Here is a 19087-nt window from a genome sequence, read left to right as displayed (position 1 = left end):
GATGAGGGCAAGAATCCTCCTATAGAGGAGAAAAAAATCAACGTCGACATAAAAACCGTACGGATGATGCCTCTAAAAATGATAAAAAAAACAAAGCATCTCCAAAATCGGGTTTTTAGAGATGCCCATAACGGATAACCGATAACCACTCCTACCAACTTTTCACTTTAAACTTTAAAACTTTAAACTTTCCTGTGACTTCTTTCACCGACCAGCATTATAAGATCAAATTCAATCAAACCTAAAACCACAGGTCTTATGAAAACAGAAACTATTGATGTTAGAAGTTGGGATGACCTTGTATTCATGAATCGTAACAGAGATTACGGTGCATACTCGGTAAGAAAGTCATATTCAAGATCAATGATCACCGGACTCGGTATCAGTGTATCCATCGCATGTTTGTTATTGATTGCACCGAAAATTTTATCGCAGTTCGAAACGGTTACACCGCCGCAAGAACCGAAGGAAGAAAGGGAGTTCGTAGCTCCCATTTCACCACCAAAAATCGAGCAACCCAAAACGATAAAGCCTCCGCCGCCACCACCAACAACGCCCGCCCAAAAGCCAATTGCTAACGTTGCGCCCACTGCGGTAACACATGAGGTTGATGAGGAACTCCCTACAAACGACGAAATCGACAATGCACAACCTACTGCCGACCCCAACGCAAGTGGTGGTACTGGTCCTGCCATCGCTGACGTTCCTCCCGGACCTCCTGCAGATCCAACGGATTATGGAAAAGATTTCGACATCGTGGAGATACCACCATCATTCGAAGGTGGACAAAAAGGCCTTGCACAATTTATCTCTAGGAACACAAGATATCCAAGCGCTGACAGAAGGCTTGGCACGCAAGGAACAGTGTATGTATCCTTCGTTGTTGATAAAGACGGTAATGTCCGCGACGTGAAAGTTATGCGCGGCATCAGTGCAACATGTGATAAAGAAGCCATGCGTGTTATCTCCATGATGAAAGGATGGACACCCGGCGTACAAAACAAACACAGTGTATCTGTACGCATGACGCTACCGATCAAATTCCAAATCGCAGAATAAAAATATCAAACCCCAATTTGATTCAATCGCCACGTGTAGTTTTACCGTGGCGATTATTTTATAAACAGTGTAATATAATTTTTGGAATGAAATACCGGCGGCACCACAAAAGGCTATACTATACGGCAGGGATGATTAGTCTCATTGGCATCCCCTTCACTATATATTTTACAGTATTGAACACTCCGAAAACGCTGAATATGTACTAGAAATAACAATGCTCGATGCAAAAACAAAAGCACAATATCATTTACCGTTGGTCAGAAAATATCTCGAGATGAACTTTGATTCAAATAATGTAGACAACAAAATCAAATTCGATTACAGCAGACTTTCTGTTAAGAAAATATTAAAAGAATACGACACTATAAATGGCGTACACATTCATTTTGAAAACGACGCCAAATATGAAATGCTGGTAGCCGTTTTAAGTATGCTCGAACAAGAAGGAGCCTCTCATTACATCGTTGAACATCGAGACATTTGGATAATGAATATCACCAGACCAGAACCCGAAAATAGACGTTACACAGGAATGACAGGGTCTTGTATTGTTTATACTTGTTTACCCGAAGTTATCCGCGAAGAGGAGTCGCAAATATTACTATGGATTAAAAACAATAAGCCATCAACGGCACTAGCACTGTTAACGTTTATCATTTTATGTTTTCTTTCATGGAGAAATATAAGACGAGTTTATTGCTCATAAAAAACTCATTAAGAATAAATCACTCGAAACTCGCTCCTCTGCATCTCTAGTGTAAAAAAAATCTATATCACATCCTGCATCAGTAACTACTTTAAACATCTCATCAAATAAGCGCACGCACTTCGTCGCTATGCTCGTCCAATTTCGGTGGAGGCAACAATGAAGTATTTCTATCAATTCCGTCAACGACCATCGTCCTAACGCCTTTAAGTTGACCATGCGTCATTATCATACCCAACACCTCATGCATTTCAAAAACTTTATCCATTGTTTGAATGACACCCGCAGGAATTTTCTTCGTATTGATTTTCACCATCAGTTCATCAGCGCCAAGACTTCCAATACCAGACTGAAGAATTGTATTTAATTCTAACCTATTTTCAACACGCGATGCGTTCTTCTTGAAACGTTCTTCAAATGCAATTTCGCGTACACCAATAATCTCACACAAATCAGCAAACTGGCGATCGCTGCCCACCGCTAACAAAATTTCCCGTTCATCTTTCGACTTAAATACATCGCCATAGGGTGCGATGTTCGGATGCGAAGATCCTTGTTTCTTCGGCAGTTTCCCTGCCACTAACCAATTGGTTGCCTGATTCGCCAATGACGCAACGGCCGATTCTATCAACGATACGGCTACATGTTTTCCGCGACCCGTTCTAGATTTTTCAAGAAGCGCCAATAATATTCCCTCCTTTAACTGGTGCCCCGCGAGAAGATCCATCAGCGCCACGGGCATCTTCAACGATGCACCATCTACCTCGCCATTCATCGACATAAAACCTGCCTCTGCTTGGATCACAGCATCGTATCCCACCCGCGCGTTATCCCAACCATAACCCGAAACCTGCGCGTATATGACCCCCGGGTTACTTTGACTCAACGTCTGATAATCGACACCCAATTTTTCGGCATCACCAGGTTTATAACTCGCAATGATTAAGTCGGCGCGAAGGGCTAGTTTTTTAACAATCACTAGATCTTCCTCGACGTGTAAGTCCAACGCAATCGATTTCTTTCCCCAATTCACTGAGCAGAAATAAGCAGACCGATCATCGGTTTTTTCACCGGAAACCTTCCAGCTACGCGTCACATCGCCGTACGTCGTTGGATTTTCGACCTTAATCACCTCTGCACCAAGCTCGGCAAAAAATTGCCCTACACTTGGCCCGGCCAGTACCGACGCCAATTCCAATACTTTAAAATCTTTGAATATTTCCACGCAACTATCGGTTTTAAATCAAAATTCAATGTTCCCATTCAATTGTAAATCATTTCTCGCATTTTTGTGTTTTGCTGGGAATAAATAATGATCGTTTTCATGAAAAGTTGCTTCTATTGCGCCGTTTTCGCGCTCCTTCTCGTAGGCTGCACGGATAACGGTAAACACGCCGACAATCTTCAGACAGGGATATGGAGAGCTACTATCGATATTCAAGGGCATGAGCTTCCTTTCGGTCTTGAAATCTTAAAAGATAAATCGGGCAGTTACGATTTCGTCATACGCAATGCCGATGAACGATTACTGTTGGATGAAGTCTCGATTGAAGGTGATTCACTCAATGCCACGCTTCACATCTTCGACGCGAATATCAAAGCAAAAATTGATGGAGATGAACTTCGCGGGTACTTCGTCAAGAACTATGATCCAGGTTACAAGCATGTATTCAAGGCTCACTTTGGACAGACGCATCGATTCACTGCCGAGGACAATCTCAATCCAATAAGCTTTGCCGGAAAGTATGCCGTCACATTCTTAAGCAAATCAGACACAACAACGTCAGTTGGAATTTTCGAACAAACTGGTGATAGTGTCACAGGAACTTTCTTGACACCAACAGGAGACTACCGCTTCCTTCAAGGAGATATCGTAGGCGATACTATGCATTTGAGTGCATTCGATGGGAATCATGCTTATCTGTTTACAGCCTATAAAACCAGCGACAGCACATTAGCAGGAGAATATCTCTCCGGCAAAGCTGGTCATGAAATATGGACCGCCATAAAAAATGATCACGCTAAACTACCCGCCGCAGAATCGCTGACATTCTTAAAAGAAGGGTATGACAAAATTGAATTCAGTTTTCCAGATATAAACGGAAAGAAGATTTCACTCGCCGACGAAAAGTACAAGAACAAAGTGGTGATACTTCAAATGTCGGGCAGTTGGTGTCCTAACTGTATGGACGAAACCAAATTCCTTTCACCTTGGTACAATGAAAATAAAGATCGTGGTGTAGAAATTATCGGGTTAGCCTATGAGCGTAAAGACGACTTTACGTATGCCAGTGAACGTGTTAAGAAAATGATTTCTAAGATGGACATTCGCTATGACTATGTGATTGCAGGAACGAACGATAAAGAAAAAGCTGCGACAACGCTGCCGATGCTGAACAAAGTAGTTGCATTTCCTACCACAATTTTCATTGGTAAGGACGGGAAAGTAAAGAAGATTCACACTGGATTTTCCGGTCCAGGAACAGGCGTTTATTATCATCAATTCATTCAAGATTTTAATGAAACGGTAAATGAACTTTTACTGGAGAAATCAACTTCTATGAACAATTAAGATCATGAAACGTGTCGTCGTAGGACTTTCGGGAGGTGTTGATAGTAGTGTGGCAGCATACCTGTTGATGGAACAAGGGTATGAAGTGATTGGTATGTTCATGAAAAATTGGCATGACGACTCTGTTACTATAAGCGATGAATGTCCGTGGCTTGACGACAGTAACGATGCGATGATCGTAGCGCAGCACTTGGGGATCCCCTACCAAGCCATTGATCTCAGTGCAGAATACAAAGCGAGGATCGTCGACTACATGTTCGCGGAGTATCAACGTGGAAGGACACCCAACCCGGATGTACTCTGTAATCGTGAAATTAAGTTCGATATATTTTTGAATGCAGCGATGAAACTTGGTGCCGACTTTGTTGCCACTGGTCATTACGCACGCAAATCAGAATTCCAGAAAGATGGTAAGACCATTTATCAACTGCTCGGCGGAAAAGATCCAAACAAAGATCAAAGCTATTTCTTGTGTCAACTGACGCAGGCCCAACTTTCTAAATCACTTTTCCCTGTTGGCGAATTGTTGAAACCAGAGGTACGCGCCATTGCTAAAAAAATTGGATTGGTAACGGCTGAGAAAAAAGATTCGCAAGGTTTGTGTTTCGTTGGTAAAGTGCATCTCCCCGATTTTCTCCAACAACGTCTTCAAACGAAGAAAGGAAAGGTGATCGAAGTACCTGCAGATGCGGCAACATTTGCCAACTACCGCGATGAGCAAGACCTAGAAGCGATCTCGTTGCCCTATACATTAGAACCATCGTTTGGAAAAGTTATCGGCGAGCACAATGGCGCACACTACTACACAATCGGTCAACGCAAGGGATTGAACCTCGGCGGTCATGCAAAACCTATGTTCGTGATTGGTACCGACACCAACACCAATGTTATTTACACCGGCATGGGCGAAGACCACCCTGGACTTTATCGCAAAGGTCTGTTCATTCCCAGTGAAGATGTGCATTGGATACGCGAAGATTTGAAACTTGCTGTGGGCGAGTCGCGAGAATACAAAGCGAGAATTCGCTATCGTCAAAAATTAGAATCGTGCGTATTGCATCAAAAGGAAAAGGGCTTGTACATCGTCTTCGAGAAACCGATGAAGAGCATTACGCCGGGGCAATTTGCGGCTTGGTATGATGACGATGCACTGATTGGGTCTGGCGTCATCAATTAACAATCATTCCAACGTTCTCCATTGGAATGATTGCTGACTATTTTCTTATCGAACGATCTCGTGAATTTTATTCGATGTTTTGAGCTCAGACAGATACGTTCTCACCACCGCTTCTCTTTCTGTCGCATAGTTTTCGTCCTTTCGGATTTTGTATAAGCCCGTCACTTTATCGACGGCCATATTGTTCCAATATACATACAGTGTGTCCGAAGCAACAGAGTCAACTTTAAACGTTGTGTAGTATCCATCTTCAATTTTCACGGCGTAGTTATCCCCCTTCTGTGGATTCGCAAAGTAATCAGCTTCACGTTTTGCAGTTTCGCCACTGCTATACATTCCGTAAAGAATGGCTGTACCTATCAATGCTGCACCAATAAAGTGAAAAATTGGAATACGTGTTTCTTTTAAAAGGTTGTTATATGCTGCACGAAAATCAAGCGGTAGCTGACTTCCTTCAAAAGACTGCTTACAATTTGAGCATTGCGAGATACCAGTACGTCCGATCGAAAATACGGGAATCCAAAAAATGTGCACGTATTGTGAAAAAGTACCGAGTACGATCGTGTTTTCGGCTTTACAATTCGGACATGCCACGTTGGGAATAACGACCGACTTTAAATGAGAGGCTCTCTTACCATAGATGATCATAACGAAAGGGGTTTAACGTTTTGATTCAAAGTAAAGCAAATCTCGAGAGAAGAATAGTCGGCGCAAACGCCAAAGCTTAGAGCCGTAAGGAATTATATGTTTTAGAAGATTTTTTGTGCAACCTTTTTCAACATCACTGAGCTAATGATCCTTAAACCCACTGACGCCACCCGACACAATAAACTTCATGGCTGTCGGTCCGGGTATATCGAGTTGTTTGATATTCTCGCGGGGTACGAAGTAATGAAAACCCGAAAAAGCGTACGAATGCGGGAAATAAACAACAACCATATCATCAATTCCCAAATCCGTTAGGTCCGACTGGGTAATGAAGCCGATTTGGTAGAGACTATTTTCTTTGTTGATACGAACCAATACGGGCTTGTTAAACTTCTTTTTATCGCCAACGAAGGCCCCCAAAAGATCTTTTACTGCAGAATAAATCAGCTTCACCAACGGTATGCGATTCATACCATGATCGAACCATTCGATTAGTGTTTTAAAGGCAAAATTCGTAGTGAGGTAACCAAAAGCCGTGATGGCAACAATGATGATCAAAAAACCTAAGCCTGGGTACGGAAGGCTTAAGAGGTCATCGAGCCATCGGAATGAGATGTAAATAAAATAAGCCGTGGCTACGAGTGGAACGATGAACAGCGTACCACTGAAGAAATAGCGTAAAAATCTGCGAAAGGGACTATTCACATCTTAAAATTACGAAACACTTTGCCGCTACGGTGATGGAAGACGAAAATATACTTTACAACACCAATACAGCTGCTAAAGAGCAACGGCCTTCGATACGGCAAGTCTCACCACTTCATCCACTTGCTCGTCGATTGATATATTCGTTGTATCGATAACGATCGCATCTTCTGCTTGACGCAACGGGCTCTCTGCACGTGTTGTATCAATCTTATCGCGTTGCAATATATTTTCCATCACCTCATCCAGATCAACCAATTGATCTTTCTCCATCAATTCTTTTTGTCGGCGAAAGGCACGTACCAACGTATCTGCCGTCATAAAAAGTTTTAAGTCTGCATTGGGAAACACGACCGTACCGATATCGCGGCCATCCATTACCAACGCTTTTTCTTTTCCCATGCGACGTTGCTGCTCAACGAGTGCATTTCGAACTTCTTTCACTGTGCTAACTTGGCTCACCATTTCCGACACCTTCATCTTGCGGATCTCTTTCTCGACATTTAAGCCGTTGAGATACGTTTCTGATTTCCCTTTCGAATTCACTTTAAACGTGATGTGAATATCTTGAAGGGCCTTCAGAATTTCCTTCGGATTGGTAAGCGATATATGATGATCCAAAAAATACATGGTCACTGCACGATACATCGCACCTGTATCGATATAGCGATATCCCAGAACGGAGGCAACTTGTTTTGCCGTCGTGCTCTTACCACATGCCGAATATCCATCAACCGCGATGACTAATTTCTTTAGATTCATTAGCAATCTTTTTGAGGACAAGGAATAGGTTTGCCGGGCTTCAATTTTTTGTGTTTATGGCCATGCGATGCACACGAAGCGCAAATCAGCAGAACACTGACCAGTAAATGAAGAATCGATAAGCGTAGTTTCAAGCTTTACGGATTTTGTTCCGTAAAAATATAAAAATCACGCAATCATGCCTCTGTTTTCTGCTCATAACTCATGCGAAATCCTATCTTCTTGGCGCCGCTCAATTCGGGGGCATGGTCTAATTTCTGGCTTAAAGTGATGGATTTAACCTGCTGATAGGGCGATGCAACCAGGTCATTCTCGATGGCCATCACCAAACACAACCGTGCTAAGTCGGTCAATACTTTTTCGGAAATCGGTTCGTCCGAAATCTTTTCATAAACCTTTAATTGTTTTTCTCCTTCGATAAAGAACCGATTTTCATGGTTGATCAGAATTCTTGCAAGAAGATAACCCGGATCGTTTGTACGATTATACTTTAAGGAGTCCGACATAAAATCATAAATCATGATCTGCCCGAAGTACCGATTAACTTCCTTTTCTTTGATATACTCATCCTGCATAATGGGATGATTGTCTTCGAAGGTGACGATGTTCGTTCCTAATACAAAAATGACCAAGTCGCCAGCGAGTTTCACTTGAAATTCGTGTTCGTGCATCACCGTAAAACCGAGAGTCACGTCGTGGTCAGCCGGGTGAGCTTTTTGCGAGAGTACATCCACAACATTCTTCGATTCGGCAAGGAGTGTCGAGTAAGCCGAAAGAATATTTTTGAAGGTTGTTTGCTTCGCAGTAGACTTATTTTCAAGCATATACTTAATATGCTCGATTGGATCTTGCTCAAAATTCATAGCCAAAATTTTCTGTTCTCCGGGCGCTTTTCTAATTTGATTACCAAACTAATGCCATTGTTATGGAAGAGAATCAAGAAGGCAAATCAGAGAAAGCTTTTAAAAGCTTCGGGAAAAAGGTGGACAATTTCGTAGGTGAACTGCATGAAGCTGGCGAAAGACTTGAAAAAGAATTCAAAGCAAAATTCGAAGAGCTCAAGGAAGCGGCTGAAAAATTAAAACAGCAAGCCGAAAATGAAGAACGTTGGAAAGAAGTTGATAGCAGTTTGAAAAAAGCTGGCGAAGAATTTGGCAATGCTGTAAAAGCAATCTTCTCCAAGAAACCGACAAAAGACCAATAATCTTTAGCCATAAAAAAGGCGTGCAGCGATTAACTGCACACCTTCTTTTATTTTCTAGATCTGTGCTTCCTTCCACTTCCCGCGGCGGAAGATCAAAATTCCAACCACAGCAATACTCGACTCTGCAATGGAAATTGCAGCATAAACACCGGGCGATCCCCAATCTAAAATAATGGCTAGTGTATAAGCCAATGGAATTTGCAAGCACCAAAATCCGAATACATTAATCAACGTTGGCGTTCGTGTATCCCCCGCACCATTAAACGATTGGCTTATTACCATTCCATAAGCATAGAATATATAACCCAACGAAACAATCTGCAGACACTGCACACCACCTTTTATGACCAGGGGATCCTCGGTAAAAATTCCCATGATCGGTTTTGCCAATGATAAAAAGATTACCATCACCGACGCAAGGAATATCAAATTCAGGAATGCGGATCGCCACACAGATTTCTCTGCACGGTCGGGTTGCCCTGCACCTAAATTTTGTCCTACCAGCGTTGCTGCCGCGTTGGCTAATCCCCACGCGGGTAAGATTGTAAATATCACAACACGAATGGCAACAGTATAGCCTGCAACGGCGATCTCTCCTTCTGGCCCAGGAACATTCAAAATTCTGACAAGAAAAATCCAGCTCGCCGATGCAATCAAAAACTGACCTGCACCACCCGCGGATACTTTGATCAATCGCCAGATCAGGTCCAATCTAACTTTTAGGTTTTCAACGTGAAGTCGGATGACGCCTTTACCTTTGAAAAGATGGTACACTTGATATATTACTGCACTTCCGCGACCGATATTGGTTGCAATGGCAGCACCGACCACGCCGAAGTCAAGTACAAAGATGAAGATGGGGCCCAGTGCAATGTTCAGCGCATTGGAAACAATGAGCGTTCTCATAGACAATGCAGCATCACCTGCTCCGCGAAAGATTCCGTTAATAAGGAACAGCAACATGATGGTGATGTTTCCGCCGATCATCCAGCGTGTATACCCCACGTTGGCCGCAATCAATTCTTCACTACCACCCATAACGCGCAAAATCTCTTCCGCGAAAAACAATCCAATGATGGTGATCACAAATGAAAATGCGAGGCCGATATAAATTACCTGCGCAGCTGCATCCCGCGCCGCAGCCACATCTTTCTCGCCTACTCTACGTGCTACCATCGCTGTAGCGCCCATACTTAATCCCATGCCTATGGAATAAATCAGCGTGAGCACCGACTCCGTTAATCCCACCGTTGTGAGCGCTGCGTTATCGTCCAGCCGACTTACATAAAACGCGTCGACGACAGCAAACAATGCTTCCATCGACATTTCCAAAATCATTGGAACGGCAAGCAAAAAAATTGCTTTATCAATACTGCCTGTCGTATAGACTTGATTCTCGTCTCCCTTAACGGCTTGAATAAATAGCTTAGAAAAAGATTTTATCTTGGTAGAAACTGACATACCGAAACATTTTAGTATCAGAAAATTTAAAAACCTCTGCGAGAGGTAGAAAGAGAAACAGGAAGTACCTGTCTTTAAAATGTCAGCTTCATAGGCATTGCATTACACGTCTACATTTGACGTAAAGGCTAATATCACGAAAAACGATGAAAATGGTTGTCAATAAATAAAAATTCCTGAAGTAAATCTCCAGGAATTTTGTCGTATAGATATTGCCGCTAATGGTTTAGTCTCGCGAAACTGTACTACTACCACTAGTCTCGGAAGTGACAGTAGGGTTGCCGCGGTATAATACTGCACTTGCACCGCTTGCCACAACGTCAAGGTCGTCTGATACAGTTAACTTTCCGTTGCTCGCGCCCGAAACATTAAGTATTGCTTCTCTCACTGGATAATCGAACGCGGAAAGGATAGATGCACCACTCAGTTCAACATCTAATTCATCGCCAAGGCCAGACATTCGTAGATTGGAAGCTCCGGAAACCACTGCGTTCACACGCCCATATCCTGCATCTAGCTGTGAAACGGACGCTCCAGAAAGATACAGATCCAGATCGCCTTCGCTCTCAAATCCAGAAACCTTAGATTCGCTTGCACCTGAAAAATGTATAGACTTTAGTGCAGGCATCGTTATATTAATATAAGTATCATGCTTACGACTTTCATTTTCATCATATTCGATAATAAGCGTTGAACCGCGTTTATATACCACGAGGTCGCTGATGTTGCGTCGATCGCCACGAACATCGATTCCAAAATTATTTCCTTGTGTTACCTCTATATGAAAGGCACTTCCCATTTCTAAGCGATCGAAATCAATCAACGCATAAGATTTTTCTGCTTTTTGTACAGGACCTGGATCTTCATAATCAGAGCACGCAGTCATTAGGATAACGGTAGCTGCTAAAAAGGTGCAGAAGGATTTCATTTTCACTGTCATAGTATTATCAATCATTTGGTACAATGACAACGCAAAAGCGAAATACCCCTACGCAAAAAGAAATTTATGTAAGTGAAATGGTTTTTGTATTGACAAATTCCCGGATACCTGCGAGGGATAACTCACGACCATATCCTGACTTTTTAATACCGCCGAAAGGAAGACGCGCATCAGATCGCATCAATGAATTCACAAACACAGACCCTGATTCGATCAGTCGTGCAACTTGCTCCCCCTTCTTCAGATCTTCGGTCCAAACAGATGCACCGAGACCATAGCGACTCGCATTGGCAACATCAATTGCCTCTTCGATCGTCTTCACGGTAACAACACTAGCCACTGGACCAAAAATCTCTTCTTCAAAAGCTGGCATCCCCTGCTTTACGTTATCAAGCAAGGTTGGCGTGAAGTTGCATCCCGAACGTGTACCACCAACAATCAATTTGGCACCGGCGTCGATACACTTTTGAAGTTGCTGTTCTAATTTTTCAGCCAAGTCGATACGCGCCATTGGCCCCGTAGTGATCCCCTCTTGAAACGGGTCGCCTTGCTTCAATGCACGAATACCGCGTTCAAACTTCTCCATAAATTCTTCACGAATAGATTCTAACACAATGAAACGTTTGGCCGCAATACACGATTGTCCTGCATTCTGCATGCGTGATTGCACGGCTACTTTCACGGTTTTATCAAGGTTAGCATCCGATAGAATGATAAAAGGATCACTACCGCCAAGTTCTAGCACAGATTTTTTGATGTGCTTCCCTGCAAGAGATGCGACCTGTGACCCTGCATATTCACTACCGGTCAGGGCAACACCTTGCACAACGGGAGAAGCAATGATACGTTCTACGAGATCGACGTCGATCACCAAAGATTGAAGCACGCCATCAGGAAAGCCGGCCTCTTTAAATAACGCTGCAATAGCCAATGCACATCCAGTTACATTCGGTGCATGTTTCAACAGCGCAACGTTTCCCGCCATCAAAGCCGGCAATGCAAATCTAAATACTTGCCAAAAAGGAAAATTCCATGGCATGATACCCAGTATGGCTCCCGTCGGCTGGTACGTCACAAAACTTTTGGTTGCTTCTGTATAAATGATCTCGTCGCGCAAAAAATCTTCTGCATGATGCGCGTAATATTCGCAACCACGAATTGTTTTTTCCAACTCAATGGTAGACTCAGAAAGTAGCTTGCCCATTTCGAGCGTCATCAACCGTGCATATTTTTCTTTGTTCTTTCGAAGAAGACCGGCCACGGTTAAGATCAACTCGCGACGATGTTCAAAGGACGTTTTACGCCAATGACGATACGCGGAAGCCGAAGTCTCAAGACATTTATCGAGCTCCGCTGCCGACAATACGTCATATTGTGCTACGATGGATTGATCAAAAGGGTGGACAGATTTAAACATGGTCTCTCGCGATATTAGGCACCAATATGCGCAGGTAGATTGGTTTCAGCAATATAAATGTTGGAAATGAATCGGAGACAGTTTGTTGTCCGAGGTGTTGGGTGGTATTGGTCAAACAATATTACCAGAATGTTGTAAACAACGTACGCAAATTTGGAAGATGAGCGTTTCTCAAAACAAAATTTTAATTAGGCAAATTGGAAAATGAACACCGACGCGATGAAAATTAAGCGCGAAGTAGCAATTCGCGCTAGTAAATGACAGAAACTTTAGTAATTGTACTGCTTGAAAACGCGCGCGAGGTCTTTGTAGAAAAGTTCGTCGTTTCCCTCCGATAATGAAGCCGAGTTTGTTTCCTTTATCGTTTGTATCAATTGCGCGTAATGCGCTGTATCAACCGGTGATATTAACAGTTCCTTAAGATCTCTTTTAATGAATTCAATTTTAACAGGCGCGAGATCTCTCACTTTATATTGATCTGCAAAATAATTCTTCAGATGGCGCTCATCTAAAAAATCTTTAATCAAATCGTTCCGCAGCTTGCGAATTATTTCCAAAATGTTTTCTTCTGAAAACTGAACTGCCGTTGAAACTGAGGAGGTGTCTTGCATAACTTTTAAATGTGATACAAGTATAGAATTAAAAGGGGACAATGCGAATACGATTTTCGCGTAGTGACAATTATTGACACGTGACCTCAAGCAAATCGCTAACGGTCAACGAAAAGAAATTTTACACCAACTTTATCGACACATTGATCTAACCAACGTCCTTAAGACCATCAAACTCTTTAAGCGTTACAACAGGATTTTTTGTATCTTTAGCAGCATCGTTGTGAACGTTTTTGCAACCGTAACCACCAACCCAGCAATGTTAACTACAAAACAGATTGAACACCGTGGTTATCCATCTCATTCATAAGATTTTCCAAACAAGCAACAAGTTTTTTCTCAACGTTGTAGCGATGGCACTCACCATGCAATGTGCGATAACGGTACATGCACAAGAGCTTCCACTTTGGAAGATCCACTACGACAGTACACAACACTATTGGGGAAAAGATTGGAAAAAAAGTATCCAAAATCTGCAAACTGCCGAACGGTCTGCACTTAGCGACCTTGGCATGTACGATGTTAACTACTTGACCATCATTAACGATCTCGGCATTGCATATTGGCAAGCGAAAGATTTCGCAAACGCCGAGAAAACTTTAATCAAAAGCTATAAACTAAAACTAGAATTACTGGACGACAATGATCCCGAATTAATACGCGCGATAACAAACCTTGCAGGACTTTATACCGACCAAAGTAAGCACGCACAAGCACGCCAATTATATAAGCGGGTATTAAAGAATATCAATCCTGCCGTTGAAGATCTGTATTGGACATCTGGAAAAAATCTCCTTGCTAACTACGAACAAGACGCTCAACTAGATTCTGCAACGTTGTTGATTGAAAAACTGGCCAGTCAAAACCACGGTTCAAGCCCACAACAGAAATTACGCCATTACGATTTTAAAATTGCTGAGGGCCGTATCGCCCGTAAGCGCAGGCATTATGACACTGCACAAGAAATATTAGCAAAGATCGTCACCGAGATATCACTTCATCAAGACTTGATTCTTTCAGATCGTTATGTACAGGCATTACATGAATTAGGACTCACACATTTAGCAACCGGATCATTCAACAAAGCAGAAAAAAATATCTTACTCGCGTTCCGCATTACAAAATCCCATCATGCATCAAATAACACTTTGCTTGTTGAAGTCCTTAACAGCCTGGCCAGTGTGTATGAAAAACTAAGTATCTACGACAAGGCTGTCAGCTATTATCAAGAAGCGCTTGTTTTATGTGAACGTTTAGGTTCGCAACATTTCAATTCATGTTTGACTTTAAAAAGCAATCTTGCCGGGATTCAATTAAAGGAAGGGCAACTGAAACCGGCGATTGAAAGCTATTCCAATATTCTTAGCAGCATTTCATCTCATGAACAAACGTCCCCACTTTTCCAAATTACCGTTTTGAATAACCTTAGCGCGGCGTATCGAAAAAACAAAGCGTATACACAGGCAACGACACATCTTGAGCGCGCTCAAAAATTGATCAATGATTATCAGTTAAATGACGACGACCTCGCCGCCACCGTTGCCAATAATTTGGCAGTTTTGCTCACCGCCCAAGGTAAACTTGAACAAGCACTGCAACAGTATAAAAAAGCGTTTGATACCAGGAAGAAAATATATGGCGATAACTCCGTACTGCTCATGGATCTTGCGAGTAACATGGCCGTTGTCTATTGGGCGCTGAAGAAAGAACAAGAAGCAATTCCTCTTTTCCAAAAATCGATTGAGCTCGCCGTTCGGCAAATACACTACACCTTCCCTAATCTCAACGAAGACGAGCAAGTGCAGTTTTACAAAAAACTAAAAGAAGACTTTGAGCGCTTCAATACGATTGCATTCCAATACGCAGCCTCAAAACCCGAATTGCTCACACAAGTATTCAATAATCAAATCATCATCAAGTCGTTGCTATTTTTCACCCAGCAACATCGAAATGACCTGATTTACAACCAGAAGGATTCGATCCTTATTAAACAGTATGATTTAGTAAAGGAGAAGCGCGAGCAACTCGGCCTATTCTATCAACTATCACTTCAAGAGGTAAAGCAGGTTGGGATATCGCCAACAACACTTGAGAAGGAAATTGATGAACTAGAAAAAAACATCAGTCTGAAAACAAGCGAGACTGTTGCCGAGAAGCTGCTCGCAAAAGCTACACAATGGAAAAACATTCAAGCTGCCATGGCCGCAGATGAAGCGTTAATAGAAATCATTCGCGTTCGAAAGTATGACTTCAAACACTACCAAGAATCTTTAGCCGATCGCGTGAGCTTCGGATTTACCGACAGTACACACTATGCCGCGCTCGTTACTACCAAAGAAACGATCAACAATCCAACGTTGGTGCTGATGCGAAATGGCTTTAATATGGAGAATCGTTTGCTGACGTACTACCGCAATGCACTACGCTTTTCTGTTAGTGATGAGCATTCATACAACAGCTATTGGAAAGCCATCGACGGCGCCGTTACCAACAAACAAAAAATATTCTTTGCTGGTGATGGCGTATACTACAAACTAAATATCAATACGTTTAGAAATCCTGTCGATGGAAAATTTATCGTTCAACACTATAACGTGCACTATCTTTTAAATCCCGCGCAGTATCTTGAGAAAACTAAAATCAATTTTACAACCCAACGGGCTGTACTGATGGGCGATCCAATGTTCGACTTGGATATCCCCAAACCTTCCAAAACACGAAATGATGAACACGGTTTTAGTTCATTACCCGGTGCGCAAAAAGAAATTCAAAAACTTGAAACCCTTTTAAAGAGTAAAGGGTGGCAAACAAACGCATATTTGAGAAACAACGCAACGGAGAAGAATGTAAAGAGCATTCAATCCCCCACCATTTTGCATATTGCCACGCATGGCTTTTTCTCCGATGATGTTGTGCCCTTGGCGGAAGACGTTAAGAAAGATTTTCTTTTCCAATCGGGCTTAGTGCTCGCCGGCGCAAATAAAAGTCTTTCCGACAAGACAGCGCAAATTGAAGATGACGGGATTTTAACAGCTTACGAAGTCATGAATCTTGACTTGAGTAAGACTGATCTTGTTGTGCTTTCGGCTTGCGAAACTGGACTAGGAAAAATTGAAAACGGCGAAGGTGTATTTGGCTTGCAGCGCTCATTCCTTCAAGCTGGCGCACGTGACATCATGATCAGCCTTTGGAAAGTTGACGACCAGTATACTCAGGAACTAATGGTTAGCTTTTACCAGAATCTACTATCAGGTAAATCAAAAACCGATGCATTAAAAACCGCACAACTTCATTTGATGAAGTCGACGTTGGATCCGCTCTTATGGGGCGGATTTATTTTAGTTGGTGTTGACTAGAAATCCTTCAGTAGCAGCACTTCAGAAATTTCCTTAGCACGCGTTGGAATTCGCACCGGCTGAAACGCATTAATCTCTGACTCGGTCACGCCATTCAAAATCTTTAACTCTGTTTTGGGTATTCCGGTGTGTTGGGCGAGTTGATCCCATGACATTTTCTTTTTTGCAATAAATGTCTTCACCAACTCCGGCATTACCGGCATACCGTTTACATACAGCTCTACACGCCTGTCAAACTGTCGACGTAATTCTACGCTCGAGCTAGACAGAGTAGCGCTTTTACCTTTGGCGATGATCGCTATGCCCGTTTCATCAACACCTTTGTTTTTTAAGTAACCTACAACGGACTCGCCGCGCTTTTGCGTCAATTTCAAGTTATACTCAGTTGATCCACGATCGTCGGCATAGGCAAAGATTTCAACCTGCGCGTGGGGATTATTAATTAACTGCTGCGCAAGTTCATCTAACACACGCGATGCTTCGGGACGTATGCTATAGTGATCAAAGTCAAAATAGATATTCTCCAACCGTATTTCCTCAATAACCTTTACTTGCGTTATTTCCACATCACGCACGACAGGGACGCGCCCCAAAAGACTACTTCCTTTTTCAAGACGCACAAACAATTCCTGCTTCGATGACACATCCGTAAACCGAAACTTCCCCTCATCGTTAGTGATTGTTGTCTTAACAATCTCCCCGAGCTTATCGGTTAAAACGATTTTCAGCGCGGCCATGCGTTTACCACTGAGTGAGTCCTGAAGGTAACCATTCACAACAAGATCATTTGCCGTAGGCGCCGGCGCTTGAACTTTCACTAGGTAATCGCTTTGATCTGCTCCCCTAGCGCTCTCACGATACCTTTTTTCCGCTACAGCCTGCAGCTGTTGAAACTCTTGGACTGAAATACCGAACTGATCTGCTGTAGTTTGCACGTTGCTTACACGTGCATCTATTATTTGCTGAACAATCTTTTTCTTCTCATAGCTCAATGCGTCATAATCCACTTTCTCTTCAAGCCGCGACGCATTTAAGGTAAGCTGATCTGCATTAGCGCCTGTTCTTGCTTGTAAATTAACCATACGTCTTGCGTCACGTTTCTTCAAACTGATGCGCGATATAAAAGCAATTACTGACGGAATCTTCACGCTGTAAATATCAAATCCACCAACCCCTTGAATGCGATTACTACTCCAATACAGCGCACGGTTGTCGAACGACACAAAAGCATCATCGCGATTAGAATTAAATGGAAGGTCTAGATTATAAAGCACCGTGTCCGATGTAGACATGCGTTTTGCCATGAAGACATCTAGCCCACCATGACCGGGATGACCATCAGACGCAAAAAATAATACATTATTATACGCCGTAAGCGTTGGCGATACTTCATTCAATTTTGTATTAACACTACGTCCGAAATTTATTGCAGGGCCCCAATTGTCATTACCCGAATTGATGCTCATCCAAATATCAAATCCGCCGTGACCTCCAGGACGGTTCGACGCAAATACCAATGTATCATTGCCATACACGGTGGGATGTTTCGCCTCTGTGGAATTAAAATTTATGTTATTATTTAACGCCACCGGTTCACTCCATTTCCCACGCTGAAATACGGTTAGGTAAATTTTACATTGTGGCCCATCTTGCCCACATACTGTATAATAATACTTATCGCCTTTGCGATTAAAACATCCGCTACCATCATTAAACCGAGAATTCGTAACGGTGAATAATTGCTTCGTTCTATCTTGCCATCCTTGGCTTGTCTTTTCGTAGTAATAGTTATCTGTGAAAGCTTCACCAAAGCGTTCATCGATGGATGCTCTATTGGAAGAGACTTTTCCACTCGTAATAACAATGCTAACACTATCACGAACAGCTGGTGCATAATCATTGTAAGGTGTATTAAAAGTTAACGGAATTAATGTCACGAACATCTTATCGGATGCTGATTCCGTCTTCGCGATTTCACTTCCAGCTTTATCAATGATTGCCTGCTCAACAAATTCTTGCAACGTTTTATCCTGATTATAAATGTTGATAAACTCATCAAAAGATGCGATGGACTCATCGAAGTTGCCATTGAACTTCAACATCAGCGCATAGTAATACAGCGATAGCGGGTACGTCTTAGCGGCATGATGATGGACTTTAAAATAATAGGCTTCAGCTTGCGTATATTGAAACACTTTCCTGTAACATTCAGCAAGTCGATATTCAACATCCGGATTGGTGATGTTCTGATCGGTAAGTTCGCGATAATATTGAATCGCTAAATTAAACTGCTCGTCGGCATAAAACTGATCAGCTTCCAGACGTAATGATTTCAGTGACTTTTCGTTTTGCCCAAACGCAACGCCGCACAGAAAAATGTTTACAAATAAAATAAGCCAACGCAACATGAATGATTGATTTCTATTTAATGACTTGCACGCAAAGATAATGCTTGATCATCAGCGC

General features: G+C 42.5%; 16 protein-coding genes. 6 read left to right on the top strand and 10 right to left on the bottom strand.

Annotated features, from left to right (window positions below):
• Positions 1–258 precede the first annotated feature (258 nt).
• Positions 259–1059, top strand: a complete 801-nt coding sequence (locus tag DQQ10_RS26440) for an energy transducer TonB (RefSeq protein ID WP_112749962.1) — start codon at positions 259–261, stop codon at positions 1057–1059.
• Positions 1060–1276: 217 nt separating this feature from the next.
• Positions 1277–1768: a hypothetical protein gene (locus tag DQQ10_RS26435; RefSeq protein ID WP_133259775.1), complete on the top strand. Its 492-nt coding sequence runs from the start codon at positions 1277–1279 to the stop codon at positions 1766–1768.
• 103 nt (positions 1769–1871) lie between these two features.
• Here the strand turns inward: DQQ10_RS26435 and DQQ10_RS26430 are convergent, their stop codons facing one another.
• A complete protein-coding gene (locus DQQ10_RS26430) occupies positions 1872–2993 on the bottom strand; it encodes a CaiB/BaiF CoA transferase family protein (RefSeq protein WP_112749960.1) in 1122 nt (373 codons plus the stop codon).
• Positions 2994–3092: 99 nt separating this feature from the next.
• Between DQQ10_RS26430 and DQQ10_RS26425 the strand changes: the two genes are divergently transcribed.
• Complete coding sequence (locus DQQ10_RS26425) at positions 3093–4340, top strand: peroxiredoxin family protein (RefSeq protein ID WP_112749967.1); 1248 nt, start codon at positions 3093–3095, stop codon at positions 4338–4340.
• A 4-nt stretch (positions 4341–4344) separates the two neighbouring features.
• Entirely contained in the window at positions 4345–5517 is a 1173-nt protein-coding gene (gene mnmA / locus DQQ10_RS26420; RefSeq protein WP_112749959.1) for a tRNA 2-thiouridine(34) synthase MnmA, read from the top strand.
• A 45-nt stretch (positions 5518–5562) separates the two neighbouring features.
• Here the strand turns inward: mnmA and DQQ10_RS26415 are convergent, their stop codons facing one another.
• From DQQ10_RS26415 to DQQ10_RS26400, 4 genes are all read right to left on the bottom strand, one after another.
• Positions 5563–6165, bottom strand: a complete 603-nt coding sequence (locus DQQ10_RS26415; RefSeq protein WP_112749958.1) for a zinc-ribbon domain-containing protein — start codon at positions 6163–6165, stop codon at positions 5563–5565.
• A gap of 141 nt (positions 6166–6306) precedes the next feature.
• The gene (locus tag DQQ10_RS26410; RefSeq protein ID WP_112749957.1) at positions 6307–6870 is read right to left on the bottom strand and encodes a DUF502 domain-containing protein; all 564 of its coding nucleotides are present in this window, start codon (positions 6868–6870) and stop codon (positions 6307–6309) included.
• Positions 6871–6945: 75 nt separating this feature from the next.
• Positions 6946–7632 carry a (d)CMP kinase gene (gene cmk / locus DQQ10_RS26405; RefSeq protein WP_112749956.1) on the bottom strand — a complete coding sequence of 229 codons (687 nt, stop codon included), beginning with the start codon at positions 7630–7632 and terminating at the stop codon, positions 6946–6948.
• A 176-nt stretch (positions 7633–7808) separates the two neighbouring features.
• On the bottom strand, positions 7809–8495 hold the full coding sequence (locus DQQ10_RS26400) for a hypothetical protein (RefSeq protein WP_112749955.1): 687 nt from the start codon (positions 8493–8495) through the stop codon (positions 7809–7811).
• Positions 8496–8557: 62 nt separating this feature from the next.
• Between DQQ10_RS26400 and DQQ10_RS26395 the strand changes: the two genes are divergently transcribed.
• Entirely contained in the window at positions 8558–8836 is a 279-nt protein-coding gene (locus DQQ10_RS26395; protein ID WP_112749954.1) for a hypothetical protein, read from the top strand.
• A 54-nt stretch (positions 8837–8890) separates the two neighbouring features.
• Here DQQ10_RS26395 and DQQ10_RS26390 read toward each other — a convergent pair whose 3' ends face one another.
• The 4 genes from DQQ10_RS26390 to DQQ10_RS26375 form a co-directional block, all read right to left on the bottom strand.
• Positions 8891–10297 carry an MATE family efflux transporter gene (locus tag DQQ10_RS26390; RefSeq protein WP_112749953.1) on the bottom strand — a complete coding sequence of 469 codons (1407 nt, stop codon included), beginning with the start codon at positions 10295–10297 and terminating at the stop codon, positions 8891–8893.
• 226 nt (positions 10298–10523) lie between these two features.
• Entirely contained in the window at positions 10524–11225 is a 702-nt protein-coding gene (locus DQQ10_RS26385) for a head GIN domain-containing protein (RefSeq protein WP_112749966.1), read from the bottom strand.
• Positions 11226–11301: 76 nt separating this feature from the next.
• Complete coding sequence (locus DQQ10_RS26380) at positions 11302–12654, bottom strand: NAD-dependent succinate-semialdehyde dehydrogenase (RefSeq protein WP_112749952.1); 1353 nt, start codon at positions 12652–12654, stop codon at positions 11302–11304.
• 269 nt (positions 12655–12923) lie between these two features.
• Complete coding sequence (locus tag DQQ10_RS26375; RefSeq protein ID WP_112749951.1) at positions 12924–13265, bottom strand: hypothetical protein; 342 nt, start codon at positions 13263–13265, stop codon at positions 12924–12926.
• A gap of 287 nt (positions 13266–13552) precedes the next feature.
• Between DQQ10_RS26375 and DQQ10_RS26370 the strand changes: the two genes are divergently transcribed.
• Entirely contained in the window at positions 13553–16621 is a 3069-nt protein-coding gene (locus DQQ10_RS26370) for a CHAT domain-containing protein (protein ID WP_112749950.1), read from the top strand.
• Here DQQ10_RS26370 and DQQ10_RS26365 read toward each other — a convergent pair.
• A complete protein-coding gene (locus DQQ10_RS26365; protein ID WP_112749949.1) occupies positions 16618–19029 on the bottom strand; it encodes an OmpA family protein in 2412 nt (803 codons plus the stop codon). The two genes, DQQ10_RS26370 and DQQ10_RS26365, sit on opposite strands and share 4 nt — an antisense overlap.
• Positions 19030–19087 lie beyond the last annotated feature (58 nt).

It is taken from the genome of Pseudochryseolinea flava (assembly GCF_003286915.1).
GTDB lineage: Bacteria > Bacteroidota > Bacteroidia > Cytophagales > Cyclobacteriaceae > Ohtaekwangia > Ohtaekwangia flava.
This window is presented reverse-complemented; position numbering and strand designations above follow the sequence as displayed.

Coding starts and splice junctions, on each gene's coding strand:
- DQQ10_RS26395 (WP_112749954.1), top strand. CDS start 8,558: ATGGAAGAGAATCAAGAAGGCAAATCAGAGAAAGCTTTTAAAAGCTTC.
- DQQ10_RS26415 (WP_112749958.1), bottom strand. CDS start 6,165: ATGATCATCTATGGTAAGAGAGCCTCTCATTTAAAGTCGGTCGTTATT.
- DQQ10_RS26375 (WP_112749951.1), bottom strand. CDS start 13,265: ATGCAAGACACCTCCTCAGTTTCAACGGCAGTTCAGTTTTCAGAAGAA.
- DQQ10_RS26365 (WP_112749949.1), bottom strand. CDS start 19,029: ATGTTGCGTTGGCTTATTTTATTTGTAAACATTTTTCTGTGCGGCGTT.
- cmk (WP_112749956.1), bottom strand. CDS start 7,632: ATGAATCTAAAGAAATTAGTCATCGCGGTTGATGGATATTCGGCATGT.
- mnmA (WP_112749959.1), top strand. CDS start 4,345: ATGAAACGTGTCGTCGTAGGACTTTCGGGAGGTGTTGATAGTAGTGTG.
- DQQ10_RS26425 (WP_112749967.1), top strand. CDS start 3,093: ATGAAAAGTTGCTTCTATTGCGCCGTTTTCGCGCTCCTTCTCGTAGGC.
- DQQ10_RS26400 (WP_112749955.1), bottom strand. CDS start 8,495: ATGAATTTTGAGCAAGATCCAATCGAGCATATTAAGTATATGCTTGAA.
- DQQ10_RS26435 (WP_133259775.1), top strand. CDS start 1,277: ATGCTCGATGCAAAAACAAAAGCACAATATCATTTACCGTTGGTCAGA.
- DQQ10_RS26440 (WP_112749962.1), top strand. CDS start 259: ATGAAAACAGAAACTATTGATGTTAGAAGTTGGGATGACCTTGTATTC.
- DQQ10_RS26380 (WP_112749952.1), bottom strand. CDS start 12,654: ATGTTTAAATCTGTCCACCCTTTTGATCAATCCATCGTAGCACAATAT.
- DQQ10_RS26390 (WP_112749953.1), bottom strand. CDS start 10,297: ATGTCAGTTTCTACCAAGATAAAATCTTTTTCTAAGCTATTTATTCAA.
- DQQ10_RS26385 (WP_112749966.1), bottom strand. CDS start 11,225: ATGAAATCCTTCTGCACCTTTTTAGCAGCTACCGTTATCCTAATGACT.